We start from the raw sequence: 24,396 nt of genomic DNA, 5'->3' as shown, positions 1-24,396 counted from the left end.
TGGGCTTAAGGGAAGGGTGGGGCCTGCTGCCTTGTGCAACTCAAATTATTTTGGCTAAACACATTTTGATCCCTAATCTAAGGGCCGAGAAATCGGCCCTTTTTCTATTTGGAGGCAACATGGATTTGGCATTAGTCACCGGCGGTAGCCGTGGCATTGGACGCGCAACAGCCTTGATGCTGGCGCAGGCGGGTTATCGTGTTGCGGTTAACTATCGTAAGCGCGCCACTGAAGCTCAGCAGGTCGTGACTGAGATCGAAGCACAGGGCGGCAGCGCCTTTGCCGTGCAGGCGGATATCGCCGATGAAGCTCAGGTCGTGCGCATGTTCCAACAGCTTGATCAGCAGCCAGGCAACCTGCGCGTGCTGGTCAATAATGCCGGGATTTTATTTACGCAGTGCCGCGTAGAAGATCTCGATGCGGAACGTATTCAGCGCGTGTTCGCCACCAACGTTACTGGCACCTTTATCTGCTGTCGTGAAGCGGTCAAGCGCATGAGTAACACACACGGCGGGCAAGGCGGTTCGATCATCAATGTCTCCTCAGCGGCAGCGCGTCTCGGTGCGCCGGGCGAGTATGTTGATTACGCAGCGTCAAAAGGGGCCATGGATACGCTGACCAAAGGCTTATCGCTGGAAGTGGCGGCGCAGGGCATTCGCGTCAATAGCGTGCGTCCGGGCTTAATCTATACCGAGATGCACGCGGACGGGGGGGAACCAGGCAGAGTTGATCGTGTTGCCAGCTCACTGCCAATGCAGCGCGGGGGGCAGGCTGAAGAGATCGCCGCCGCGATTATCTGGCTGGCAAGTGATGCCGCTTCTTACGTCACCGGCACCTTTATTGATGCGGCAGGTGGCCGCTAATCTTCTGATTGACTATCCGACATTGAGGCCGCGTGATCAACGGCGCGGCCATCGGCCATTCGTCACACGCCTGTCATAGAATTATTTTAGCGTACATGTGTACTCTGAAATTTTTCCCGGTTACCCTGATGTTGATAAAAAACACAGTTCTTAACCCTCTTTCCAGGATGTTAGCGCATGGCACAGAATCGTATACTTGCTCAGGGCTACTCGGTAGCCGAAGAGATCGCCAACAGCATTAGCCACGGAATTGGCTGCATATTCGGCATTGTTGGATTGGTGTTGCTGCTAACACAAGCGGTTGAAATGCGAGCCGACACCATTGCGATTACCAGCTACAGTCTGTATGGCGGCAGCATGATTTTACTGTTCCTCGCCTCAACGCTCTATCACGCCATTCCGCACCAAAAAGCGAAATATTGGCTGAAGAAATTTGACCACTGTGCGATCTATTTACTGATCGCGGGCACTTATACGCCTTTCCTGCTGGTGGGACTGAAATCACCGCTGGCGCAAGGGTTAATGGTGGTGATCTGGAGCCTGGCGATGGCAGGCATCATCTTTAAACTGACGATTGCACACCGCTTTAAAGCGCTGTCGCTGGTCACCTATCTCAGCATGGGTTGGTTGTCGCTGGTGGTGATTTATCAGTTGGCGACCAGGCTGTCAGCCGGAGGTGTGTGGTTGCTGGCTGCGGGCGGGATTGTCTACTCGCTAGGGGTGATTTTCTATGTCTCGCGGCGTATTCCATACAACCACGCTATCTGGCACGGCTTTGTGCTGGGTGGCAGCGTGTTGCACTTCTGCGCGATCTATTTTTATGTCGCCTGAGCTTACTGAGCGGTTGATATAAAAAGTGCCACCACCGGGTGTGACTTTCGACAAAGTCGCCATAAATGGCGACCTTACGGGGAAACATGCGGGGTTTCTTAAGGTGCGCATTCATGCGCACCTGGAATGCAAATCAATCGACCAATGAATACGGCAGTGGCTGAATCGTCAGTTTCCCGCCTTCATCACCTTCCACGCGCAGCACACTGTCCGGCTCCAGATCGTTGTTCATCACCACCTGCACCCACACGCTACCGTCATCCAGCTGCACACTGCTCAATACGGTGCCGGTACGACGCCATTTGTCGCCCATTTGCAGCTCCATCGATCCGTCAGCCTGCGGTACTTTGCTGGCGCTGCCCGCCAGCCAGTAAAGCGCACGCTTGTTGGCCCCGCGGAATTTAGCTCGCGCCACCATCTCCTGACCGGTGTAACAGCCTTTCTTAAAGCTAATCGCATCCAGCGCCTGCAGGTTGGTTGCCTGCGGAATCAACTGCGCGCTGGTGGCGGTTTCAATCACCGGAATGCCCGCTTCAATATCCAGCGCCAGCCACTGCGTGCTGTCATTGAACTGTGCAGCACCGGCTAACTTCTCTTTCAACGTTTCTGCCTGAGCCAGCGTGGTCACCAGCAGGAAACGTTCGGCGGGGTGTTCAAACCACAGCAGCGTGCTCTCGCCTTGTTGTACCACCGGTGTTTCTGCATCCGGCAGGGTGGCAAACACATCAGCCAGTGCCGTGCGTGCCTGAAAACCGGCCACACCCAGCAGCACTGCATCATCATCGGCAGCGATGGTGACTTTGGCGAACACCGCATATTTCTTCAGTTCGTTAAGTTGCTGCTCACGCAGATTGCGGCGCACGATGTAGGCGTAACCTTCGCCGCGATGAAACAGACGCAGGTTACTCCACATTTTACCTTTGGCATCACAATGGGCTGCCGGACGATGCTGGGTGGCGTCCATTGCAGCAACATCTAAAGTGACCTGGCCTTGCAGATATGACGTACTGTCTTTGCCCTGCACCGACACCAGCGCCCACTCGTCGAGGGAGATCAGGGTTAATGGCAGGCGTGAGGCCGCAGCAGGCTGGCGTGGCGGAAGGGTGAAAATCGGCATGGGTGCGTCCTGATTAATAACAATATTGCTTCCAATGTTAAAAGAGCAGTGCTGCTTTGCAACCTGTTTACCTCATCTGGCGCACAAATCGCGTGATAACCCTGCAATGGGTAGAACTGTTGTGCGCAATATCACGCAGCATTCAGCGCTGCGCCTGCAGGCAGAGAAAAAAGCAGGTACACTGAGCGCCACTGTTTTCAGCCATGGAAAAAAGACACATGGAAATTCATGATAAAGCTCGCGTTCAGTGGGCGTGCCGTCGCGGCATGCTGGAGCTGGATGTCTCCATCATGCCGTTCTTCAAATACGAATATGACTCGCTCACTGACACCGATAAGCAGGTGTTTATCGCCCTGCTCAAGAGTGACGATCCCGACCTGTTTAACTGGTTGATGAACCACGGCGAACCCGCTGATCCAGAGTTCAAGCGCATGGTGCAACTGATTCAGCAACGCAACCGTGAACGCGGACCGGTTCCAATGTGATGTGCAGCCGTCACGCTGCGCTCGGGCGCTTAACGTGACGCTGTATGTGCTGGTCACCGTTTGGCTGTTGAGTCTTGAGTGGCCCGAGGGCTGGGCGTGGGGCAAAGCCCCGCTGCTGATTCTGATGCTGCTGGAGTGCGGGCGCAATGAGCGTCGGCTCAGGCAGCGCACCGGTCGCTTAGGGCTGGATGAACAGGGTGACTGGCATTGGCATAGAAAGCGCTGGCAGTTAGCGCGGCAGGCAGATTGGTTGCCTATCGGCGTATTGTTAACGTTGCAAAACCAGCAGGGCACGCGCTGGCGACTGTGGTTGATGATGGATAACCTGCCGCCCTATGCATGGCGCTCACTGCGCGCCTGCTGTTTTCTGCGTGACAGAGATGCGTCGCGTTAAAGCAGTGCGGCCGTTTCCGTCAGAATCTGTTCGCACCACTGTTCGACACGATCGTCACTCAGCTCGAACTGATTCACGTCGTCGAGTGCCAGGCCGACAAACTGGGTGCCGTCAGCCGTGAGTGGTTTTTTGCTGGCAAACTCATAGCCTTCCAGCGGCCAGTAACCAACAAACTGCACGCCCATCGGCTGCAGTAATTCATGCAGCATGCCGAGCGCATCTAAGAACCATTCTGAATATTCGGCCTGATCGCCCATGCCGTACAGCGCGACAATTTTTCCCTGCAAATTCAGCGCGGGCAGTTGCTGCCACACCGCTTCCCAGTCCTCCTGTAACTCACCGAAATCCCAGGTGGGAATGCCGAGGATCAGCAAATCGTACTGCTCCATCAGCGAGGGATCTTCATCTTTGAGGTTGTGCAGCGTGACTAACTCTTCACCGATAAAATCGCGAATCTTCTCCGCCGTCATCTCGGTGTAACAGGTACTTGAACCGTAAAACAGACCGATATTCATGCAATTAATGCTCTGACTGAAACTCACTTTGGCGCAATTGTACCAGAAGCAGGTGACTTTCAGGCATAATGAGCACGATTTCACACGTGTTTGGGGGGAACCGTGCAGGATAGCGATCTGATTGAACAATTTCTGGATGCGCTCTGGATTGAGCGTAACCTGGCGCAAAATACCCTTGCGTCCTACCGCCAGGATTTGCAAACGCTCACCGGCTGGTTACACCACCACGAACGCACGCTGCTGACACTGGAAGCGCTTGACCTGCAGCAGTTTCTCGCCGAACGCGTCGAAGGCGGCTACAAGGCCACCAGTTCGGCGCGTACGCTCAGCGCGATGCGCCGTCTGTTTCAATACCTCTATCGCGAAAAGCTGCGTAGTGATGACCCCAGCGCACTGCTCTCCGCGCCCAAACTGCCGCAGCGATTGCCAAAAGACCTCAGTGAAAACCAGGTAGAACGTCTGCTGCAGGCACCGAGTATTGATGTGCCGCTTGAGCTACGTGACAAAGCGATGCTGGAACTGCTGTATGCCACCGGTTTACGTGTGTCGGAGCTGGTAGGCTTAACCCTCAGCGACATCAGTTTGCGTCAGGGTGTGGTGCGAGTGATTGGTAAAGGTAATAAAGAGCGACTTGTGCCATTAGGTGAAGAAGCGATTTACTGGCTGGAGCACTATATGGCGCACGGTCGGCCGTGGTTGTTGAATGGGCAAACACTGGATGTGATGTTCCCCAGTAACCGCGCGCATCAAATGACGCGTCAGACTTTCTGGCATCGTATCAAACACTATGCCACCCTTGCCGGTATCGACAGCGAAAAGCTATCACCACACGTGCTTCGTCACGCATTTGCCACACATTTACTGAACCACGGTGCGGATTTGCGCGTCGTACAGATGTTGCTGGGACACAGCGACCTCTCCACCACCCAAATTTATACGCATGTGGCCACTGAGCGCCTGCGTCAGTTACATCAACAGCATCATCCGCGTGCTTGAACCGCGGCAACAAGGAATTGAGATGAAAAAACAGTTAACGATGCTGGCATTGCTGGTCAGCGCCTTTGCCGGTCTGGCTCATGCCGATGACAGCGCCATTCAGCAAGCCCTGAAAAAACTCGGTTTGCAGCAGACCGAGATTCAGCCTTCACCGCTGCCAGGCATGAAAACCGTGCTGACGGAAAGCGGTGTGCTGTACGTCTCTGAAGATGGTAAACACATGATTCAGGGCCCGCTGTACGATGTTAGCGGTGCGCAGCCGGTGAACGTCACCAACCAGCTGCTGGACAAAAAAATCACCGCGCTGGCGTCGGAAATGATCGTTTATAAAGCGCCAAAAGAGCAGCACGTGATTACCGTGTTTACCGACATCACCTGTGGCTACTGCCGTAAGCTGCATGAGCAGATGGCCGACTACAACGCGCTGGGCATCACCGTGCGTTACCTCGCTTTCCCGCGTGAAGGTCTGCACGGTCAGGTGGAAAAAGCCATGCGCGCCATCTGGTGCAGCGCCGATCGCAACAAAGCCTTTGATGCAGCGATGAAAGGCGATGCACCGCAGATGGATGCGCCAGAAACCTGCAAAATCAATCTGGATAAGCATTATCAGCTGGGCATCCTGTACGGCATTCAGGGCACGCCTGCCATTCTCACCGATACCGGCATGATGATCCCTGGCTATCAGGGCCCGCAGGAGCTGAAACAGGTTCTTGATGGTCAGAAGCGGGGCGGTTAATTCACAGTGATGCATTCTGTCGAACTGCGTCGGCGTGAAATTCAGGCTGACGCCAGCTTACCTGATAACTTACCCCCGCTACTGCGCCGCCTGTACCTGCAACGCGGTGTAAAAGAGGCCGCTGAGCTCGAGCGCGGTGCCAAAAACCTACTGCCGTGGCAAACCCTGGGTGGCATCGATCAAGCGGTAGCCTTACTGCATCAGATGCTGAAAACCGATCGCCGTATTGTGGTGGTCGGTGATTTCGATGCCGATGGCGCAACCAGCACCGCATTGACGGTCTTAGCGCTGCGCAGCATGGGCGGCAACGTCGATTATCTGGTGCCTAACCGATTTGAAGATGGCTACGGCCTGAGCCCTGAAGTGGTCGAACAGGCGCGCGCGCGCGGTGCGGAGATGATTCTCACCGTGGATAACGGCATCTCTTCCCATGCAGGCGTGGAGACTGCCCATCAGCACGGTATTACGGTGCTGGTCACCGATCACCACTTGCCTGGCGAAACGTTGCCGGACGCGGAAGCGATCGTTAACCCCAATCTCAATGACAGCGCCTTCCCTTCGCGTTCGTTAGCGGGCGTGGGCGTGGCGTTTTATCTGATGCTGGCGCTGCGTGCGCATCTGCGTCTGCAAAACTGGTTTATCGATGGCAAAACGGAACCCAATCTGGCGGAGTGGCTGGATCTGGTCGCGCTGGGCACCGTCGCGGATGTGGTGCCGCTGGATGCCAATAATCGCATTTTGGTGTGGCAGGGTTTAAGCCGCATCCGCGCTGGAAAATGCCGGGCGGGGATTCGTGCGCTGCTGGAGATCGCCAACCGCGATGCGCGTCAGTTGGCGGCCAGCGATCTCGGTTTTGCCGTCGGGCCTCGCCTCAATGCAGCCGGTCGACTGGATGATATGTCGGTCGGTGTGGCACTGCTGCTCACCGAAGACATTGCGCAGGCGCGCATGCTTGCCAACGAGCTTGATGCGCTGAACCAGACGCGCAAAGAGATTGAGCAGGGCATGAAGAGCGAAGCGCTGGCGCTGTGTGATGAGCTGGAACGCCAGCACACCGATTTGCCGCTGGGGCTGGCCTTCTATCATCCCGAATGGCATCAGGGCGTGGTCGGCATTCTGGCATCACGGTTGAAAGAGCGTTTTCATCGCCCGGTGATCGCCTTCGCGCCAGCGGGCGACGGCACGCTTAAAGGCTCGGGCCGCTCGATTGCGGGGCTGCACTTACGTGATGCACTGGAGCGTCTCGACACGCTTTATCCGGGCATGATGATCAAGTTCGGTGGCCACGCGATGGCGGCGGGCCTGTCGCTGGAAACCGAGGAGTATGATCTGTTCCGCGAACGCTTTGCCGCGCTGATCGACGAGTGGTTGGATGGTGAGGCACTGCAGGGTGTGATTTGGTCCGATGGCGAACTGCATGCGCAGGAGTTCACGCTGCACACCGCTGAAATGCTGCGTGAAGCCGGTCCCTGGGGCCAGGCTTTTCCGGAGCCAGTGTTCGACGGCCAGTTCAAATTGCTGCAACAAAAGCTGGTAGGCGAGCGCCACCTCAAGGTGATGATTGAGCCTCTGGGCGGCGGCCCACTGTTGGATGGCATCGCGTTTAACGTTGATACGACCTTGTGGCCGGATACCAGCGTGCGTCAGGTGAAGCTGGCCTATAAGCTGGATATCAACGAGTATCGCGGTAACCGCTCGGTTCAGCTGATTATCGACCATATCTGGCCGCTATAACTGCATCATTCATTCGGGGGCGTGTAAAAGCGCACCCGGTAACCTGCAGCGAGTGACCCTGGTTCGCCATGGTGGGTAACCGAATCCCTTTGGGCGCACTGTTGCGCTATCTCGCATACCTGCAATGCTACAAAGTACGCGCAGTTTCGGGTAAACTAGCGCGTTACTTTTTATCCCCTTTCACCGAATCGTCAAAAAAGACTGAAAAGCCATGTTTGAAATTAATCCGGTCAAAAATCGTATTCAAGACCTCACCGAGCGCAGCGACGTTCTTAGGGGGTATCTTTGACTATGATGCCAAGAAAGAACGCCTCGAAGAAGTAAACGCCGAGCTGGAACAGCCTGACGTCTGGAACGAACCTGAACGCGCGCAGGCGCTGGGTAAAGAACGCGCTTCGCTGGAAGCGGTGGTAGAAACCTTAGATCATATGCGTCAGGGCCTGGAAGATGTGCAGGGCTTGCTGGATCTGGCGGTAGAAGCCGACGACGAAGAGACCTTCAACGAAGCCGTTATCGAGCTGGATGGTTTAGAAGCCAAGCTGGGCGAACTCGAATTCCGTCGCATGTTCTCTGGCGAGTATGACAGCGCCGATTGCTACATGGATATTCAGGCCGGTTCTGGCGGTACTGAAGCGCAAGACTGGGCCAGTATGCTGCTGCGCATGTACCTGCGTTGGGCAGAAGCCAAAGGTTATAAAACCGAAATCATTGAAGAGTCAGACGGTGAAGTGGCCGGTACTAAATCCGCCACCATTAAAATCATCGGTGACTACGCGTTTGGCTGGCTGCGTACCGAAACCGGCGTCCATCGCCTGGTGCGTAAGAGTCCATTTGACTCCGGCGGCCGTCGTCATACCTCATTCAGTTCGGTGTTTATCTACCCGGAAGTGGATGACAACATCGATATCGACATCAATCCAGCCGATCTGCGTATCGACGTTTACCGTGCCTCTGGCGCGGGCGGCCAGCACGTTAACAAAACCGAGTCTGCGGTGCGTATTACCCACTTGCCGACCAACATTGTGGTGCAGTGCCAGAACGACCGTTCACAGCACAAAAACAAAGATCAGGCTTTCAAGCAGTTGCGTGCGAAGCTGTACGAATATGAGATGCAGAAGAAAAACGCTGACAAGCAGGCCGCGGAAGACAACAAATCCGACATTGGCTGGGGCAGTCAGATTCGTTCATACGTACTCGACGATTCACGTATCAAAGATCTGCGCACTGGCGTAGAGACGCGCAACACCCAGGCGGTGCTGGATGGCGACATCGACCGCTTCATTGAAGCAAGTTTAAAAGCAGGGTTATAAGGAACCGACATGTCTGAACAACAACCGCAGAGCGCTGATGCCGCCCTTGAGTTAAACAACGAACTGAAAGCGCGTCGCGAAAAACTCAGCGCGCTGCGTGAAAAGGGCATCGCGTTTCCTAACGATTTCCGTCGCGATACCACGTCTGATGTGCTGCACGCCGGCTATGACGCAAAAGAGAACGAAGAGCTGGAAGCGCTCGGCGTTGAAGTGAGCGTGGCCGGTCGTATGATGACCCGCCGCATCATGGGTAAAGCCTCTTTTGCCACCCTGCAGGATGTTGGCGGCCAGATTCAGATCTACGTATCACGTGACGATCTGCCAGAAGGCGTCTACAACGAGCAGTTCAAAAAGTGGGATCTGGGCGATATCCTTGGGGCACGCGGTAAGTTGTTCAAGACCAAAACCGGCGAGCTGTCGATCCACATCACGGAACTGCGTCTGCTGACCAAAGCGCTGCGTCCACTGCCGGATAAATTCCACGGCCTGGCCGATCAGGAAACCCGTTACCGTCAGCGTTATCTCGATCTGATCTCTAACGATGAATCACGTAATACTTTCAAAGTGCGCTCTAAAATCATGGCCGGCATCCGTCAGTTCATGGTTAACCGCGACTTTATGGAAGTGGAAACCCCAATGATGCAGGTGATCCCTGGCGGCGCGTCAGCCCGTCCGTTCATCACCCATCACAATGCGCTCGACATCGACATGTACCTGCGTATTGCACCAGAGCTGTACCTGAAGCGTCTGGTGGTGGGCGGCTTCGATCGCGTATTCGAGATCAACCGTAACTTCCGTAACGAAGGTATTTCGCCACGTCATAACCCAGAGTTCACCATGATGGAACTCTATATGGCGTATGCGGATTACAAAGATCTGATCGAACTGACCGAAAGCCTGTTCCGCACCCTGGCGCAGGACGTGTTGGGCACCACAGAAGTGCCTTACGGCGACCACAGCTTCGATTTCGGCAAGCCGTTTGAGAAGCTCACCATGCGTGAAGCGATCAAGAAATACCGTCCGGAAACTGACCTGAGCGATCTGGAAGACTTTGATAAAGCCGTTGCGATTGCTAAATCGCTGCATATCAAAGTAGAGAAGAGCTGGGGACTGGGCCGCGTCGTCACTGAGATCTTCGAAGAGACCGCCGAAGCGCACCTGATTCAGCCAACCTTCATCACTGAATACCCGGCTGAAGTGTCACCGCTGGCACGTCGTAACGACGAGAACCCGGAAATCACTGACCGCTTCGAGTTCTTCATCGGCGGCCGTGAAATCGGTAACGGCTTCTCCGAGCTGAACGATGCAGAAGATCAGGCAGAGCGTTTCCTGCAGCAGGTTAATGCCAAAGATGCAGGTGATGACGAAGCGATGTTCTATGACGAAGACTACGTCACTGCACTGGAGCACGGCCTGCCGCCAACAGCAGGTCTCGGCATTGGTATCGACCGTATGGTAATGCTGTTCACCAACAGCCATACCATCCGCGACGTGATCCTGTTCCCGGCACTGCGTCCAACCAGCAAGTAAGGCAAATCGGTGCGCATAAATCCGCGTACTTTGCCATAAGCCTTAGAGGTCGCCATTATGGCGGCCTTTTTCATTTCTATTCCCCTGGCAAAATTCCTGATGACAACCCGGCACGCTCTGTGCAGGATAGTTTTTTTATTTTCAGGGAATCACCATGAGTGCAAAAGCGGCAACGTTAGAGGGCCGGATTCAACAGCACTGGGATCAACTCTCCAGCCACGAGCAGCGACTGGCTGACGTGCTGCTGGCGGCACCTGGCCAGCTGGCGATGAATACCGCCACCGAACTGGCACAGAGCGCGGGCGTTTCCAAAGCCACCACCACGCGTTTTTTCCGTCATCTCGGTTACGAAAGCTATGAAGCCGCGCGTCGGCAGGCGCGTGAGATGCAGAGCAGCGGCTCACCGCTCTATTTGCAGGCCGTACCAACCGCATCACCGCTGGCCAGCATCATGCAGCAGCACCTGGAAAAAGAGATCGCCAATCTGGTCAACAGCTACCGCACGCTGGACAGTGAACAGCTGCAGCAGGCGGTGGGCGCTATTGCCCAATCACGCCGGGTGGTGGTAATGGGGTGGCGTCACAGCCAGACCATTGCACAGTTGATTTACCGCGATCTGGTGCACATTCATCCTGACGTGCGCCTGTTGCCGCGTCCCGGCGATTCGCTGGCGGAGCATCTCGCCGCGCTGAATCAACAGGATGTGGTGATTTGCGTGGGCCTGCGCCGCCGCATGCCTGCGCTGGAAGCGGCAATGAATGCGCTGGCAGAGCGCAACGTACCGATGCTGTATATCGCGGATGTGCTCTCCGGCAAATCGGCGCGTCACGCGCAGTGGGTGGTGCGGTGCCATACCGACAGTAGTTTGATATTCGATAGCACCGCCGCGCTCTCCGGCGTGTGCAATCTGCTCTGCTCACTGGTGGCCCGACAGATGGGCAAAACCAGCAATGACCATCTTGCGCAGGTTGAGTCGCTGCACCAGTCCCTCGACGAACTCGAATAGCGCCCCGTTCTGGCGCACAGTGCGCCAGGATTCGCACCAAAAAAGTGCAACTATCGTCTCATCCTCGCAGTCCATTTTCTCGTCAATGAAACCTGAGAAACTAACTTTTGAAATAAAGAAACAATTGTTTCTCACTGATTTTATTCAGTAATACCCTCTCTACCCCAAAGGTGTTAGCTGGGTGGTGAAAAAACTGGCACAAAATATGCTCAGTAGAAAAAGACATTTCACCAACACCAGGGAAACACCACAATGAAAAAAACAGCACTGCTGATCGCCGCACTTCTCTCCGTTGGCACCATGGCGCAGGCGCAAGCCGATACCCTGAGTGACATCAAAAGCAGCGGCAAAATTACCGTTGGTATCGATCCAACCTTTCCTCCATACGAATACACCGACGACAAAGGCGAGATCACCGGCTATAGCGTGGCGATCATGCAATCCTTCGCCAAAGATCTCGGTGTGAAACTGGAGTTTCAGAAAACCGCCTTCAGCGGCATTTTGCCGGGCCTGATCTCTGGCTCGTTCAACGCCGAAGGTTCTTCTCTTAACGTCACCGCCGAGCGCGCGAAGAAAGTGCTGTTCACCGTGCCTTACAGCAAAACCGTTAACGGCGTGCTGGTACGTGAAAGTGAAGCCAGCACCTTCGGCGGTAAAACTCTCAGCCCGGAGAGCCTGTCTGGCCTGCGTGGCGCGGTAAAAACCGCCAGCGTGCCAGAGCAGTTGCTGAAAGGCTTTAACGAGCAGCTGAAAAAAGAGGGTAAAAAACCGATCACCATCATCAACGTGGATTCGCTGGATCAGACCGTCAGCACCCTGATGACCAAACGCGCTGACTTCGTTTATGACGACATCTCCGTGCTGGCCCCGGTCGCGAAAAAATACGCCGGAAAAGTGGCGCAGGTGGGTGAAGTCGGTCCATCGCAGTGGATGGGCTGGGCGACACGTAAAGAAGACGGCAGCCTGAACAAAGCCATTAGCGACCACATTCTGGCAATGCAGAAAGATGGCGAGCTGACCAAACTGCAGCAGCAGTATCTCGGCACCACCTTTACCGTCCCCGCCAGCGATTTCATTCCTCAGGAGTAATTATGTGCCAGTGCAACCTGACGGTGCCTGCGGGCCATGGCAAAACCTTCCGCGTGCGTAAGGGCCAGTTTATTACCGTGATCGACAGTGAAGGGCAGCAGGCGGCGGATTTCGTCGCCGTTAACGCCGATAATTTAAACGAAAAGCTGTCGCCAGTGCATACCCGCCAGCATCTACGCTCGCTGTTCTTTAAGCCCGGCGATGCACTGTGGTCGAGTGAAAACCGTCCGATGCTGCGCATTCTGGCGGACAGCATCGGCATTCACGATGCCAACGTGCCAGCCTGCGATCGTACCCGCTTTAGCGTCGATTTCGGCGTTGAAGGCCATCGCAACTGCGTGGACAACCTGCTGGAGGGCATGAAAGCCTTTGGCGTGACGTACTTCTCGCTGCCTGAGCCGTTCAACCTGTTTCAGAACGGTCCGGTCACCGCCGATGGCCGGATGGAAGTGACCGATCCCAACAGCAAAGCAGGCGACAGCATTACCTTTGAAGCGCTGTGCGATTTGATTTGTTCGGTATCGTCCTGCCCGCAGGACATCATTCCCGGCAACGGTTTACAGGTCACGCCGATTGATATCGTGGTGAGTGACGCATTTCACGCAGAGGAGATGAATCATGCTGTTAATGCGTGAAAGTTATGAAGAGACCGCTGAGCGCACGCTGGCTCAGTCGGTCACGGTGGAACCGGGCAGCGTTGGGTCGATTAAGGTGCTGCGCGGCCAGTTGCTGCGCATCACGGCGCAGGGCGACGGCGCGGTGGCTTCTCTGTTTGGTTTTAGCCTCGCCGATCCGGCGGTGTGGCTGTCGGTGCATCACACTCGTGTTTTCAGCAACAGCTATCTGCTGGGTTCCGGTATGCGTCTGGTGAACAACCGTCGCCGCCCGATGATGGTGCTGGGTAAAGACAGCGTGAAGCGTCACGACCTGCTGTTGCCTGCCTCTACCCGCGCCTTCCTGACGGAAAAAGGGTATCAGGGTGAAGGCTGTTTGGAAGCGGTGAGCGGCGAGCTGGCGCGATTGGGGATGGTGGTGCCGAAGCTGCCGGACCCGATCAACCTGTTTATGCACGTCAAGCTGACGCGGGCCGGTGACATCCTGCCGGAGCCGAACCTCACCAAAGCAGGCGACAGCATCACCTGTCGCGTGGTGATGGACACGCAGTTTATCGTCTCGGCCTGCAACACCGGCATCGAGGGCAACGATCAACCGGCACCGCTGCTGCTGTCGGTGGCGGAAAACCTGCACGACTTTAACGCGGAGTAACGCATGGGGCTGGATCAACAGGTAGTGGCCGCGCTGCCGGAACTCGGACACGGCCTGCTGATGACGTTGGTACTCACGGTACTGGCGTCATTGGTCAGCGTGGTGATGGGGCAGCTTGGCTGCTTCCTGCAACTGCGCCGTGCCTGGATCTGGTGCGCTATCGGCCGACTCTATGTCAGCCTGATGCGTGGTACACCGGCCATCGTGCAGCTGTTCGTGGTGTTTTTCACCTTACCGCGCCTCGGATTGGGCGGTCAGCCGATGCTGGCCGCGGTGATTGCCATCGGCCTCAACAGTGGCGCTTACGTGGCAGAGATTTTGCGCGTCAATCGTTCACTGGTGACGCGCGGTCAGCTCGAAGCTGCACGCACGTTGGGGCTCAGCCGTTTCTTAACCTGGTGGTATGTGATCAATCCGCAGGTGATGCGTGCCAGCCTGCCGATGCTGGTTAACGAGTTCACCATCCTGCTGAAAACCACGCCGCTGGCCTCGGTGGTGGCGCTGACCGAACTGACTTACGCCGGACAGATTGTGATTGCGCGCACTTATGAAGCCACGCAGGTGCTGCTACTGGTGGCGGCGGGATATCTGCTGATCGCCATGCCGCTGATTGCCGCTGCCCGACGTCTGGAAGCTAAACGGAGGATCGCCTGATGGATTGGCAAGCCATTCTCACTTCCCTGCCTTCGCTGGGAGACGGCATGATCGCCACGCTGCAACTGTGCATTGTCGCCGCACTCTGTTCGCTGGCGTGGGGTGGGCTGATGGCATTACTGCTAATGCGCGCTTCGCCGTTCTGGTTGCGCTTGCTCAACCTCTACAGCGGCTTAACGCTCGGACTGCCGCTGCTGGTGGTGATCTATCTGCTCTATTTTGTGCTGCCAGAGTACGACATCACGCTGTCATCGCCGGTGGTGGGCGTGCTGGCCCTGACGCTCTATTACGCGCCCTATATCGCACAGGTTATTCGTGCGGCAATAGAGGCATTGCCGAAGGGTCAGTGGGAAGCTTGCCGCGTGCTGGGTTTGAGCCGCAGCGAACAGCTGCGCGATGTGGTGTTGCCGCAAACCCTGCCGCAGATGCTGTCGCCGCTGGTCGGTCTGATGATTGGTTTGATTAAAGACTCGGCGCTGCTGTCGATTGTCTCGGTGCAGGAGTTTATGTACGCCGCCAAACAGGCGATTTCAGATACCTACGCGCCGCTGGAGATCTATCTCACGGTGGCGCTTTGTTACTGGCTGCTCAACAGTCTGATCGACTGGTTGGCACGCGGCCTTGAATCTCGCGTGACGCGCTATCGTCGCGGCATGCAGCATTAATCAGGAGAACACTATGTCAGCTGAATATCAGCATCGTGAAGCGATCACCATTCCCGCGCGCTACGGCAAAGCGGTGCGTCTGAAGAAAGGGGAAGCGGTGCAGGTGATCAATCTGCATGGCACTCAGGTAGTGGATTGCTGGGCGTACAACGCCGAAGACGTCAGTGAATATATGTGTATGGAAGCGACGCGCGTGTGGAACCAGCGTCTTAATCCCAAAGTCGGTGACAGCTTTATCACCAGCCAGCGCCACCCGATTCTGACCCTGGTGGCAGATACTTCACCCGGCGTGCATGATTCCTTTATGGCGGCCTGCGATGCGCGTCGTTATGAGCTGCTGGGCTGTACTGAATATCACCGTAACTGCCACGACAACCTGTTTGAAGGCATGCGCGAATTAGGTGTCGAGCTGCCGCACGGCAATCTGGCGTCTCTGAATATTTTTATGAATATTCAGGTGCAGCCGGATGGTATCACGTTGAAAACGCTGCCGGTGGTGACTAAGCCCGGCGACTACATTGTGCTGCGCGCTGAGATGGATTGCTACGTGGCATTCTCCGCCTGTCCGCAGGATATCGTCAGCATTCAGGGGCAGGGCGACAACACTCCGCGTGACGCTGAACTGCGTATTCTGACCGCCGGATTCCCGCAGGTGCAGTTGAAAGGGGCCTGGGTGCCAGCGTAATTACGATTTCACGACCTGATCCAGCCACACCTGAAAACGCGAATAAGGCACATACAGCGCTACATCCTTATACAAGGTCTTACCACTTTTATTGTCGTCAATCGCGCTGCTGTAGCCGACAATTACCCCCGCCAGCGTATCATCGCTGGCGTTGTACACCGCACCACCCGACATGCCTTTCACTACACCGGCATTCGCCGCGACCACCACACAACTCGGTTTATTCCAGTCGTTGGCCAGTGTGGTGTTGATCAAATTCTTGCCGCTTGAGGCCACCGGCATGGCAGAGATAAAGCTGTAACCGTAGAGATTGACGTTGTCGCCGATATGGCTATTGCGGAACGGTGGGGGAAGATTGGGTTCAGTGTTCTTGTGGTACACCACGGCGATATCGCACTCGGGATGCCAGGCTTTCACCCGATACATCGAGTATTTCGCCACGTGCGCGGCCGTTAAGCTGTATTCAGGCGTCAGTGGAATGGTGGTGCCCAGCGCGCCAATGCCCAGCACGGTAGGAATGCCGGTTACGGTCATATCGACGCGTTTTGCGGCTTCTTTGCTGTACTCATAGTGCCCCACGGAGCAGCCGCTCAGGCAACCCACTGTCAGTGCGATCAGCCATCGCATAGGTGTTCCCCCTGCATTGTTTGACACCGCATCACCGCGTAACTGGTTGAGGTATCGGCAATGCGCGCCCATCCTTTACTGATTGATTTCTCGCCGAAAGCTGAATTGCTGTGACAGCGATCACAACTGGATCAAGCGTAGCGTGAAAAGTGCCATCTGTCTCAGTGGTCAGCTGCAGTCACTTTCCCGCGCAGGGATTATTGCTTTGCAAGCAAAGATGCCTTGCAGCGCAGAGGCTGGTTGAGCTGCCAAGCCTGTGCTTTAATCAGAATGTGACGCAGTTCAAATATCTATAAGCGTCCGTTGTAACCGCACGGCGTTCGTTGTGCGGCCTGCCTGCAAAACATTTTAGGAGAGTGTGTTATGCCTGTTGCATTACTGGCGCTGGCGCTGAGTGCGTTCGCCATCGGCACCACGGAGTTCGTGATTATGGGATTGCTGCCAGAAGTGGCGGGCGATCTGCAGGTGACGATTCCTTCAGCAGGATGGCTGATCAGCGGATATGCGCTGGGTGTGGCCATCGGTGCACCGATCATGGCGTTGCTGACGGCTAAACTGCCGCGTAAACGTACTCTGGTTTTGCTGATGATCATTTTTATCATCGGCAATGTGCTGTGTGCGCTGGCGTACACCTACAACCTGCTGATGCTGGCGCGCGTGGTCACCGCACTCTGTCACGGGGCCTTCTTCGGGATTGGTGCGGTAGTAGCGGCGAGTCTGGTGGCACCGAGCCGTCAGGCATCGGCGGTGGCGCTGATGTTTACCGGATTAACCCTCGCCAACGTGCTGGGTGTGCCGCTCGGCACCTGGTTTGGTCAGATGTTTGGCTGGCGTGCCACCTTCTGGGGCGTGGCGATCATCGGCATCCTCGCTTTTATCGCTTTGATTGTCAGTCTGCCAACCAACAAAGAAGAGAAACCGGTACATCTGGCGAGTGAAGTCAGCGCGCTGGCAAATGGCAAACTGTGGCTGTCGCTGCTGATGACAGTGTTCTTTGCTGCTGCGATGTTTGCGCTGTTCAGCTATATCGCGCCGCTGCTGTTGCAGGTGACCGGCATTACCGATCGCGGGGTGAGCTGGACGCTGTTCCTGATTGGCGCAGGCTTAACCGTCGGTAATATCCTCGGCGGCAAGCTGGCCGACTGGAAAGTCTCGTTTAGCCTGATCCTCAGCTTTGTGCTGATCGCCGTCTTCTCGCTGCTGTTCAGCTGGACCAGCCACGCGCTGTGGCTGGCAGAAATCACCCTGTTCCTGTGGGCGATGGCGACCTTTGCTACCGTACCTGGCTTGCAGATTAACGTGGTGCGCCATGGTAAAGACGCACCTAATCTGGTCTCCACGCTGAACATCTCTGCGTTCAACGTCGGTAATGCGCTCGGTGCCTGGGTAGGCGGCGCGGTGATCGATAAAGGCTACGGGCTGACGTCAGTGCCGGTCGCCGCCGCTGCACTGGCGGTGGTCGGTCTGGTCATCTGCCTGATCACCTTCCGTAAATCAGGCGGGCAGGGGGAAACGGTACGCGCTTAAACCAGACGCTCGGCAATACGTTGGGTAAAGGTGGCCACCTGCTGTTGCAGGTGGTCGCAGAAATGATCAACCAGCGCTGACGCCGGGCGATGCTGTGGCCGCACCAGACTGACGGTGAACGGCACCGCGATACTGAATCTGCGCATCACCACACCGCTGTCGGCGTAATCGAGCGCCGTCAGCGGATTCACAATCGAAATCCCCACCCCCGCGCGTACCATCGCGCATACCGATGCCGCACTGTGCGTTTCCAGCACTAAACGGCGCTCCACCTGTTGCTCATGGAACAGTGAGTCCAGCAGCTGACGATAGCTATCACTGCGCGACAAGCTGACGTAATTCTCCCCTTGAAAATCCTGCGGCGTCAGCACCTCACGCTGGCACAGCGGATGGTTGGGCGGCAGCACGCACACTTCATCGCAGGTCAGCAGCGGTACGCGCTCGGTGCCTGCCGGGGCATGCTGGGTTTCGGTCAGACCCAGATCGTAGCGCTGTGCCGACAGCCACTCTTCCAGCAGCGGCGACTCCTGCGGAATGATGTTCAGGCTGACCTGCGGATAGCGCTGCAGAAAGGGTTGCAGCAGTGGTGGCAGCAGTGACTGCGAGAACACCGGCAAACAGGCAATCGACAGCTCGCCCTGACGAAACTGGCGTAAGCCTTCCGCTGCATCCATGATGCGATCTAAGCCGTACCAGGATCGCTGCACCTCTTCATACAACCGTAAACCCTGCACCGTGGGCTGCAAACGTCCACGCACTCGCTCAAACAGTTCCAGACCCAGCTGCTGCTCCAGCCGCGCCAGCTCACGGCTGACGGTTGGCTGTGAGGTGTGCAGCAACGCGGCGGCTTGCGTCAGGTTGCCGCTGGTCATCACCGCGTGGAAAATTTCGATATGCCGCCAGTTAATTTTTGCCATCACTCCTCCGTTTGCCCATATCATATTTGTATAGCTGACGCTAAAACAGATATTTTTCTGAATCGTCTTGCTGTGGCTAAATTGTGGCAAAGACACAGGAGAATTGAGATGCCACGTCCACTGAACAACACCGAAACGGCCCTGACCGCCGCCAATTTACTGCCGCTGGCACAGCGCTATGCTGGTCCATTTTGGGCCTACGATGCCGCCATCATTCAGCAGCGCATTGCCCAGCTGAGCGCGTTTGACGTGGTGCGTTTCGCCCAGAAAGCCTGCTCCAATATTCACATTCTGCGCCTGATGCGTGCCGCAGGCGTGAAGGTCGATTCCGTTTCCCTGGGTGAAATTGAGCGCGCGCTGGCCGCCGGTTTCCAGCCGGGCGGCGAAGATATCGTCTTTACCGCTGACGTCTTCGATCAGCCAATCCTGGCGCGTATCGCGGAGTTAAAAGTGCCGGTCAACGCCGGTTCAGTGGATATGCTGCATCAACTGGGTGCCGTATCTGCGGGCCATAAAGTGTGGCTGCGCATCAACCCGGGTTTTGGTCACGGCCACAGCCAGAAAACCAACACCGGTGGCGAGAACAGCAAGCATGGCATCTGGCATAGCGATCTGCCGCTGGCGCTGGCAGCGATTCAGCAGCACGGTCTGAAACTGGTGGGTCTGCATATGCACATCGGTTCCGGTGTCGATTACGGCCACCTGCAGCAGGTGTGTGACGCGATGGTCGATCAGGTCATCGAATTTGGTCAGGATCTGGAAGCGATTTCAGCCGGCGGTGGCTTGTCGATTCCTTACCGTTTCGGCGAAGAAGCCATTAATACCCAGCACTATTTCGGTTTGTGGAGTGGCGCACGTGACCGCATTGCGGCGCATCTTGGTCATGCGGTGAAACTGGAGATCGAACCGGGTCGTTTCCTGGTGGCGGAGTCTGGCGTGCTGGTGTCGCAGGTGCGCGCGGTTAAGGAGATGGGCAGCCGTCACTTTGTGCTGGTGGATGCCGGTTTCAGCGATCTGATGCGTCCATCGATGTACGGCAGCTATCACCACATTTCTGTGCTGCCAGCTGATGGTCGTGCATTGAGTGATGCAACGGTGGAGAGCGTGGTGGCGGGGCCGCTGTGCGAGTCTGGCGATGTGTTCACCCAGCTGGAAGGCGGTAAAGTCGAGACGCGTGCACTGCCTGTGACAAAGGTTGGCGATTATCTGGTGTTCCACGATACCGGCGCGTACGGCGCTTCGATGTCTTCCAACTACAACAGCCGTCCGCTGATTCCGGAAGTGCTGTTTGAGAATGGCGCTCCGCGTGAAATTCGTCGCGCGCAGACTATTCAGGAGCTGCTGGCGCTGGAGCTGATGTGATCAACATTGTTCCACTCAGTGAAGTCCCACATCACGCCAGCCATATCACCGACTGGCTGTGGCAGGCGTTTGGCGAGGGGACGTCGCGCGAGTTTTACGACAGCATTGTGCGCAGCAGCCTGAACGGTGCCGAGTATCCGGTGACCTTTGTGGCGCTGGATGGCGATGTGCCGTTGGGCACGGTGGGATTCTGGCGCTGTGATTTGATCAGCCGTCAGGATCTCTATCCGTGGATTGCCGCGCTCTATGTGGATGAACATGCGCGCGGCAATGGCCTGAGTGAAGTGCTGCAGCAGCATGTGTTGAATTATGCCCGCGAGCGCGGGCATGAAAAGCTGTGGCTGTGGTCAACGTTTGGCGGCTACTACGAGCGCTTTGGCTGGCAGTATCAGTGTGATGCGCTGGAGTTCCCGGATGTGCGGGTGAAGGTCTATTCGCAGGATTTGTAACCAGGTGCGCATTGATGCGCACCTGGAGATCAACCCGGTCCGCTCACCGAATGCCTTCTCACCAGCGTCGGGCTAAACATATTGGTCACTTCTGGCATTTCCGTGCCGTTGGCTAACGCCAGCGCCAGCTGCGCCGCCTGCTGCGCCATGGTGACAATCGGATAACGCACCGTGGTCAGTCGTGGACGCACATAGCGTGAGACCAGCACATCATCAAAACCAATCAGCGACATCTCTTCCGGCACGCGAATGCCGTTATCACTCAACACCGCCAGTGCGCCAGCCGCCATGGAGTCGTTGTAACAGGCCACCGCTGTGAACTGCTTACCGCGCCCCAGCAATTCCGTCATCGCTTGTTCACCCCCGACTTCGTCCGGCTCGCCCCACGCCACTAAGCGGTCGTTGGACGGTAAGCCGTGCTCTTTCAACGCGTCGTAGTAACCTTGCAGGCGGTCTTCGGAGTCAGAAATAGGGTGGGTCGAGCAGATAAAGGCGATTTGCGTATGACCTTGCTGAATCAGATGGCGCGTTGCCAGCCAGGCACCGTAACGGTCATCCAGCGCGATGCAGCGCGATTCAAAGCCTTTCAGCAGTCGGTTGAGCAGCACCATGCCCGGCACTTGCTTCATCAGCACTTCCAGGTCGGCATCAGGAATTTTCTTGGCGTGCACCACCAGCGCATCACAGCGATGACGCATCAGTTGCTCAATCGCCTGACGCTCTTTTTGCTCGATATGGTAACCGTTACCAATCAGCAGAAAGTTGCCGGTTGCACCTGCGACTTCATCAACCGCTTTCACCATCGCGCCAAAAAACGGGTCGGAAACGTCACCCACCACCAGACCAAGGGTTTCGGTGGATTGCTGCGCCAGCGCGCGTGCATTGGCGTTCGGGTGATACTGCAACTGCTCCATTGCCTGGGTCACGGCGAGACGTGAACTCTCGCTGGCTTTGGGCGAATTATTGATGACGCGGGAAACGGTCGCGACCGATACCCCAGCCATGCGGGCAACATCCTTAATGGTAGCCATGCGGTTACTTGCATCCGGGAAAACGTTTACACATCCCATCAGTGTTACGGAAAACAGTACCTGTAGCAACCCGCGAGAATGCCAGCGCTGTCGCAAAAGTGCGGAAAATCAGGCGCTCACAGACGGGCTTTAGCCCTGCTATCGCCTCATGGTATGCTGCCAGCACGATTCAGACCTGCCTGCCGGACCCAATAACCATGAAAACACGCGTGCCACACCTGGCGCACTGGGGCGCATTTACTGCCGTCACGGAAAACGACCGCCTGATTGGCTGTGAACCCTTTTTTGCTGACGCCGATCCGTCGCCGATGCTCAACACCATCCCGGAACTGGTCTACTCGGATAAGCGTATCCGCCAGCCAATGGTGCGTCGTTCATGGCTAAAGTCACGTGAGAATAGCGATCGCACGCTGCGTGGACGTGAAGATTTTGTCGCCGTGGATTGGGATACCGCACTGGATCTGGTGGCAGAAGAGAATCGCCGCGTGCGCGATTGCTACGGCGCATCGGGTATTTTCAACGGCTCCTACGGCTGGTCATCGGCGGGACGCGTTAACCATGCGCGCACCCTGATCCGTCGTTTCTACTTCCAGGGCGGCGGCGGGGTGGACCAGCAGGGCAACTATAGCTGGGGCGCCGCGCAGTTCTTCCTGCCCTATGTGATTGGTACCTACATGCCGCTCACCGGCCGCGTCACCGACTGGCCGAGCGTGGTGGAACATGCCGACATCTTTATCGCCTTCGGTGGTCTGGCGCTGAAAAATGCCCAGGTGGCGTCGGGCGGTGCCGGACAGCACAGCCTGAAACCGGCGCTGGAGCAGTTGAGCGCCAAAGGCACGCCAATCATCAACATCAGCCCAATGCGCGATGACTGCCCGGCGTTTGTGAATGCCGAGTGGATTCCGATTCGCCCCAACACCGATGTGGCGCTGATGCTGGCGCTCGGTTATGAGATTACGCATCGCAATGCGCTGGACGAAAGCTTCCTCGCCAGTCACTGCACCGGCTGGCCGCAACTGCGAGAATATCTGCTGGGCGAAAGCGACGGCATCGCCAAAACGCCGGCGTGGGCGAGTGCCATCACCGGCATTCCGGCGGCGCGTATCGCGTTACTGGCACAGCAGCTGATCGGCAAACGCAGCTTTATCACCTGTTCTTACTCGGTACAGCGCGCCCATCGCGGTGAGCAGCCGTACTGGATGATGATTGCACTCTCCTCGATGCTGGGGCAGCCAGGCTTGCCGGGCGGCGGCTTCTCCTTTGGTCACGGTTCGATGAACAGCGTCGGTAATCCGCGTCAGGAAGGGCCCGCGCCGATGATGAGCACCGGGCCGAATCCCGGCAACTTCTCGATTCCGGTCGCGCGCATCAGCGATATGCTGCTCAATCCCGGCCAGCCTTACCATTTCCAGGGCGAAACCCTGCACTATCCCGATATCCATCTGGTGCACTGGGCGGGCGGTAATCCGTTCCACCACCATCAGCAGCTTAACCGCCTGGTGGAAGGCTGGCAGCGCCCGGATACCGTGATCGTGCAGGATATCGTCTGGACCCCGGCGGCGCAGATGGCGGATATCGTGTTACCCGCCACCACCACGCTGGAGCGCAACGACATCGGCGGATCTTCACGCGATCGTTTTGTGTTTGCGATGCATCAGGCGGTGAAACCGCAGCATCAGGCGCGTCATGACTTCGATATCTTTGCGGATATCGCCGATCGACTTGGCTACCGCGATCTGTTTACCGAAGGGCGCAACGAGATGCAGTGGATTGAACACCTGTATCAGCAGTGTGCGGTGGCGCACGCGCGCAAAGATATCCACTTCCCGGAGTTTGGTGAATTCTGGGAGCGTGGTTTCGTTGAGATCCCGGAAGGTGGCAAGCCGTATGTGTTTATGGATGATTTCCGTGCTAACCCGCAGGCCCATCCGATCCAGACCGCCAGTGGTAAAATCGAGCTGTTCTGTCAGACCATCGCCGATTATCAACTGGAAGATTTTGCCGGACATCCCGAGTGGCGTGAGCCGCAGGAGTGGTTGGGCGCACCGCTGAGCGGGGATTTCCCGCTGCATATGATCTCGATTCAGCCCTCGGATCGGCTGCACAGCCAGATGGACGCGACTGCCACGGTGCAAGCGAATAAAACGGCCGGGCGTGAAACCTTATATATGCATCCGCAGGACGCCAGTGCGCGTGGGATTGTGGATGGCGACGAAATCGAAGTCAGTAATGCGCGTGGCCTTATGCTGGCCGGTGTGCGTCTGACTGATGGCTTAACGCCAGGGGTGGTGATTATCTCCACTGGCGCCTGGTTTGATCCCGGATTCGGCCGCACCTGGCAGCCGTGGGATCGTGCCGGTAACCCCAATGTGCTGACGCTGGATATCGGCACCTCGTCACTGACGCAAGGCCCTAACGCCATGAGTTGCCTGGTGGAAATCAAAAAACACCTGATGTGAATGGGGTGCTAACAATCTCACCGCTGGTTACATTTTGCGGGTAACTGTTGCGTTTGAGAGATGGAGAACCGTCATGCCACCTTGCTACAGTCAGGGTCCCAGAGGTATTGATGGGTGAACATCAAAAAGTTTTCTTGATTACACCGAC

25 protein-coding genes are annotated in these 24,396 nt (G+C 56.5%); 20 read left to right on the top strand and 5 right to left on the bottom strand.

From position 1 onward, the window contains the following. Nucleotides 1-119: 119 nt before the first annotated feature. Together WFP70_RS14280 and trhA are read left to right on the top strand one after the other, a co-directional pair. The gene (locus WFP70_RS14280) at nt 120-863 is read left to right on the top strand and encodes an SDR family oxidoreductase (RefSeq protein ID WP_337023644.1); all 744 of its coding nucleotides are present in this window, start codon (nt 120-122) and stop codon (nt 861-863) included. Between the two features lie 177 nt (nt 864-1,040). Next, nucleotides 1,041-1,694: a PAQR family membrane homeostasis protein TrhA gene (trhA, locus tag WFP70_RS14275; RefSeq protein ID WP_337023643.1), complete on the top strand. Its 654-nt coding sequence runs from the start codon at nt 1,041-1,043 to the stop codon at nt 1,692-1,694. Between the two features lie 133 nt (nt 1,695-1,827). Here the strand turns inward: trhA and ygfZ are convergent, their stop codons facing one another. After that, entirely contained in the window at nt 1,828-2,811 is a 984-nt protein-coding gene (ygfZ, locus tag WFP70_RS14270; RefSeq protein ID WP_034823187.1) for a tRNA-modifying protein YgfZ, read from the bottom strand. 218 nt (nt 2,812-3,029) lie between these two features. On the opposite strand from ygfZ, the gene sdhE reads away from it, so the two are divergent. Next, nucleotides 3,030-3,296, top strand: coding sequence for an FAD assembly factor SdhE (sdhE, locus tag WFP70_RS14265; protein WP_038645011.1), 267 nt, complete (start codon nt 3,030-3,032; stop codon nt 3,294-3,296). A gap of 34 nt (nt 3,297-3,330) precedes the next feature. After that, nucleotides 3,331-3,690 (top strand): protein YgfX, encoded by a 360-nt coding sequence (locus WFP70_RS14260; protein ID WP_337023642.1) that lies wholly within the window; start codon nt 3,331-3,333, stop codon nt 3,688-3,690. On the opposite strand, the gene fldB is transcribed toward WFP70_RS14260, so the two are convergent. After that, nucleotides 3,687-4,205: a flavodoxin FldB gene (gene fldB, locus WFP70_RS14255; RefSeq protein ID WP_034823183.1), complete on the bottom strand. Its 519-nt coding sequence runs from the start codon at nt 4,203-4,205 to the stop codon at nt 3,687-3,689. The two genes, WFP70_RS14260 and fldB, sit on opposite strands and share 4 nt — an antisense overlap. A gap of 102 nt (nt 4,206-4,307) precedes the next feature. Here fldB and xerD point away from each other — a divergent pair, with 102 nt between their 5' ends. The 12 genes from xerD to WFP70_RS14195 all read left to right on the top strand — a co-directional run bounded on the left by xerD (nt 4,308) and on the right by WFP70_RS14195 (nt 15,876). Continuing rightward, nucleotides 4,308-5,201 (top strand): site-specific tyrosine recombinase XerD, encoded by an 894-nt coding sequence (gene xerD / locus WFP70_RS14250; RefSeq protein WP_337023641.1) that lies wholly within the window; start codon nt 4,308-4,310, stop codon nt 5,199-5,201. A gap of 22 nt (nt 5,202-5,223) precedes the next feature. Continuing rightward, on the top strand, nt 5,224-5,937 hold the full coding sequence (dsbC, locus tag WFP70_RS14245) for a bifunctional protein-disulfide isomerase/oxidoreductase DsbC (protein ID WP_337023640.1): 714 nt from the start codon (nt 5,224-5,226) through the stop codon (nt 5,935-5,937). A 9-nt stretch (nt 5,938-5,946) separates the two neighbouring features. Beyond that, nucleotides 5,947-7,671 carry a single-stranded-DNA-specific exonuclease RecJ gene (gene recJ, locus WFP70_RS14240; protein WP_337023639.1) on the top strand — a complete coding sequence of 575 codons (1,725 nt, stop codon included), beginning with the start codon at nt 5,947-5,949 and terminating at the stop codon, nt 7,669-7,671. A 211-nt stretch (nt 7,672-7,882) separates the two neighbouring features. Beyond that, nucleotides 7,883-8,981 (top strand): peptide chain release factor 2 gene (prfB, locus tag WFP70_RS14235; protein ID WP_097118019.1). Its coding sequence is split into 2 segments (ribosomal slippage): nt 7,883-7,957 and nt 7,959-8,981, totalling 1,098 coding nucleotides; the frame shifts between segments, so codons are not numbered across the junction. 9 nt (nt 8,982-8,990) lie between these two features. Beyond that, on the top strand, nt 8,991-10,511 hold the full coding sequence (lysS, locus tag WFP70_RS14230) for a lysine--tRNA ligase (RefSeq protein WP_337023638.1): 1,521 nt from the start codon (nt 8,991-8,993) through the stop codon (nt 10,509-10,511). Nucleotides 10,512-10,665: 154 nt separating this feature from the next. After that, a complete protein-coding gene (locus WFP70_RS14225; RefSeq protein ID WP_337023637.1) occupies nt 10,666-11,517 on the top strand; it encodes a MurR/RpiR family transcriptional regulator in 852 nt (283 codons plus the stop codon). 252 nt (nt 11,518-11,769) lie between these two features. Further along, nucleotides 11,770-12,606, top strand: coding sequence for a transporter substrate-binding domain-containing protein (locus tag WFP70_RS14220; RefSeq protein WP_034823173.1), 837 nt, complete (start codon nt 11,770-11,772; stop codon nt 12,604-12,606). Nucleotides 12,607-12,608: 2 nt separating this feature from the next. Further along, the gene (locus tag WFP70_RS14215) at nt 12,609-13,241 is read left to right on the top strand and encodes a DUF1989 domain-containing protein (RefSeq protein WP_182058120.1); all 633 of its coding nucleotides are present in this window, start codon (nt 12,609-12,611) and stop codon (nt 13,239-13,241) included. Beyond that, on the top strand, nt 13,225-13,872 hold the full coding sequence (locus WFP70_RS14210; protein ID WP_097118014.1) for an urea carboxylase-associated family protein: 648 nt from the start codon (nt 13,225-13,227) through the stop codon (nt 13,870-13,872). The genes WFP70_RS14215 and WFP70_RS14210 overlap by 17 nt, the downstream gene beginning before the upstream one ends. A gap of 3 nt (nt 13,873-13,875) precedes the next feature. After that, nucleotides 13,876-14,526: an amino acid ABC transporter permease gene (locus WFP70_RS14205; protein ID WP_337023636.1), complete on the top strand. Its 651-nt coding sequence runs from the start codon at nt 13,876-13,878 to the stop codon at nt 14,524-14,526. After that, nucleotides 14,526-15,191 carry an amino acid ABC transporter permease gene (locus WFP70_RS14200; RefSeq protein ID WP_337023635.1) on the top strand — a complete coding sequence of 222 codons (666 nt, stop codon included), beginning with the start codon at nt 14,526-14,528 and terminating at the stop codon, nt 15,189-15,191. Before WFP70_RS14205 ends, WFP70_RS14200 begins: the two co-directional genes overlap by 1 nt. A 13-nt stretch (nt 15,192-15,204) precedes the next feature. Then, on the top strand, nt 15,205-15,876 hold the full coding sequence (locus tag WFP70_RS14195) for a DUF1989 domain-containing protein (protein WP_097118012.1): 672 nt from the start codon (nt 15,205-15,207) through the stop codon (nt 15,874-15,876). Here the strand turns inward: WFP70_RS14195 and WFP70_RS14190 are convergent, their stop codons facing one another. Then, entirely contained in the window at nt 15,877-16,503 is a 627-nt protein-coding gene (locus WFP70_RS14190; RefSeq protein ID WP_160868305.1) for a trypsin-like peptidase domain-containing protein, read from the bottom strand. Between the two features lie 363 nt (nt 16,504-16,866). On the opposite strand from WFP70_RS14190, the gene WFP70_RS14185 reads away from it, so the two are divergent. Then, on the top strand, nt 16,867-18,030 hold the full coding sequence (locus tag WFP70_RS14185; RefSeq protein WP_337023634.1) for an MFS transporter: 1,164 nt from the start codon (nt 16,867-16,869) through the stop codon (nt 18,028-18,030). Here WFP70_RS14185 and WFP70_RS14180 read toward each other — a convergent pair. Beyond that, nucleotides 18,027-18,947: a LysR family transcriptional regulator gene (locus tag WFP70_RS14180; RefSeq protein WP_160868307.1), complete on the bottom strand. Its 921-nt coding sequence runs from the start codon at nt 18,945-18,947 to the stop codon at nt 18,027-18,029. The two genes, WFP70_RS14185 and WFP70_RS14180, sit on opposite strands and share 4 nt — an antisense overlap. 108 nt (nt 18,948-19,055) lie before the next feature. On the opposite strand from WFP70_RS14180, the gene lysA reads away from it, so the two are divergent. Together lysA and WFP70_RS14170 are read left to right on the top strand one after the other, a co-directional pair. Further along, nucleotides 19,056-20,309 (top strand): diaminopimelate decarboxylase, encoded by a 1,254-nt coding sequence (gene lysA, locus WFP70_RS14175; RefSeq protein ID WP_337023633.1) that lies wholly within the window; start codon nt 19,056-19,058, stop codon nt 20,307-20,309. Further along, nucleotides 20,306-20,758, top strand: coding sequence for a GNAT family N-acetyltransferase (locus WFP70_RS14170; RefSeq protein WP_337023632.1), 453 nt, complete (start codon nt 20,306-20,308; stop codon nt 20,756-20,758). The genes lysA and WFP70_RS14170 overlap by 4 nt, the downstream gene beginning before the upstream one ends. Nucleotides 20,759-20,787: 29 nt before the next feature. On the opposite strand, the gene galR is transcribed toward WFP70_RS14170, so the two are convergent. Next, complete coding sequence (galR, locus tag WFP70_RS14165) at nt 20,788-21,789, bottom strand: HTH-type transcriptional regulator GalR (protein ID WP_034823157.1); 1,002 nt, start codon at nt 21,787-21,789, stop codon at nt 20,788-20,790. A gap of 197 nt (nt 21,790-21,986) precedes the next feature. On the opposite strand from galR, the gene WFP70_RS14160 reads away from it, so the two are divergent. Then, a complete protein-coding gene (locus tag WFP70_RS14160; protein ID WP_337023631.1) occupies nt 21,987-24,248 on the top strand; it encodes a molybdopterin-dependent oxidoreductase in 2,262 nt (753 codons plus the stop codon). Nucleotides 24,249-24,396 lie beyond the last annotated feature (148 nt).

The sequence above is a fragment of the Pantoea sp. USMM079 genome (assembly GCF_037153115.1).
GTDB lineage: Bacteria > Pseudomonadota > Gammaproteobacteria > Enterobacterales > Enterobacteriaceae > Pantoea > Pantoea communis.
The sequence above is the reverse complement of the archived record's forward strand: the minus strand, read 5'-3'. Positions and strand labels throughout refer to the sequence as shown.

Excerpts from the sequence above, each read along its gene's own strand:
- WFP70_RS14280 (WP_337023644.1), top strand. The coding sequence starts at position 120 with ATGGATTTGGCATTAGTCACCGGCGGTAGCCGTGGCATTGGACGCGCA.
- trhA (WP_337023643.1), top strand. The coding sequence starts at position 1,041 with ATGGCACAGAATCGTATACTTGCTCAGGGCTACTCGGTAGCCGAAGAG.
- ygfZ (WP_034823187.1), bottom strand. The coding sequence starts at position 2,811 with ATGCCGATTTTCACCCTTCCGCCACGCCAGCCTGCTGCGGCCTCACGC.
- sdhE (WP_038645011.1), top strand. The coding sequence starts at position 3,030 with ATGGAAATTCATGATAAAGCTCGCGTTCAGTGGGCGTGCCGTCGCGGC.
- fldB (WP_034823183.1), bottom strand. The coding sequence starts at position 4,205 with ATGAATATCGGTCTGTTTTACGGTTCAAGTACCTGTTACACCGAGATG.
- dsbC (WP_337023640.1), top strand. The coding sequence starts at position 5,224 with ATGAAAAAACAGTTAACGATGCTGGCATTGCTGGTCAGCGCCTTTGCC.
- recJ (WP_337023639.1), top strand. The coding sequence starts at position 5,947 with ATGCATTCTGTCGAACTGCGTCGGCGTGAAATTCAGGCTGACGCCAGC.
- lysS (WP_337023638.1), top strand. The coding sequence starts at position 8,991 with ATGTCTGAACAACAACCGCAGAGCGCTGATGCCGCCCTTGAGTTAAAC.
- WFP70_RS14225 (WP_337023637.1), top strand. The coding sequence starts at position 10,666 with ATGAGTGCAAAAGCGGCAACGTTAGAGGGCCGGATTCAACAGCACTGG.
- WFP70_RS14220 (WP_034823173.1), top strand. The coding sequence starts at position 11,770 with ATGAAAAAAACAGCACTGCTGATCGCCGCACTTCTCTCCGTTGGCACC.
- WFP70_RS14215 (WP_182058120.1), top strand. The coding sequence starts at position 12,609 with ATGTGCCAGTGCAACCTGACGGTGCCTGCGGGCCATGGCAAAACCTTC.
- WFP70_RS14210 (WP_097118014.1), top strand. The coding sequence starts at position 13,225 with ATGCTGTTAATGCGTGAAAGTTATGAAGAGACCGCTGAGCGCACGCTG.
- WFP70_RS14205 (WP_337023636.1), top strand. The coding sequence starts at position 13,876 with ATGGGGCTGGATCAACAGGTAGTGGCCGCGCTGCCGGAACTCGGACAC.
- WFP70_RS14200 (WP_337023635.1), top strand. The coding sequence starts at position 14,526 with ATGGATTGGCAAGCCATTCTCACTTCCCTGCCTTCGCTGGGAGACGGC.
- WFP70_RS14195 (WP_097118012.1), top strand. The coding sequence starts at position 15,205 with ATGTCAGCTGAATATCAGCATCGTGAAGCGATCACCATTCCCGCGCGC.
- WFP70_RS14190 (WP_160868305.1), bottom strand. The coding sequence starts at position 16,503 with ATGCGATGGCTGATCGCACTGACAGTGGGTTGCCTGAGCGGCTGCTCC.
- WFP70_RS14185 (WP_337023634.1), top strand. The coding sequence starts at position 16,867 with ATGCCTGTTGCATTACTGGCGCTGGCGCTGAGTGCGTTCGCCATCGGC.
- WFP70_RS14180 (WP_160868307.1), bottom strand. The coding sequence starts at position 18,947 with ATGGCAAAAATTAACTGGCGGCATATCGAAATTTTCCACGCGGTGATG.
- lysA (WP_337023633.1), top strand. The coding sequence starts at position 19,056 with ATGCCACGTCCACTGAACAACACCGAAACGGCCCTGACCGCCGCCAAT.
- galR (WP_034823157.1), bottom strand. The coding sequence starts at position 21,789 with ATGGCTACCATTAAGGATGTTGCCCGCATGGCTGGGGTATCGGTCGCG.
- WFP70_RS14160 (WP_337023631.1), top strand. The coding sequence starts at position 21,987 with ATGAAAACACGCGTGCCACACCTGGCGCACTGGGGCGCATTTACTGCC.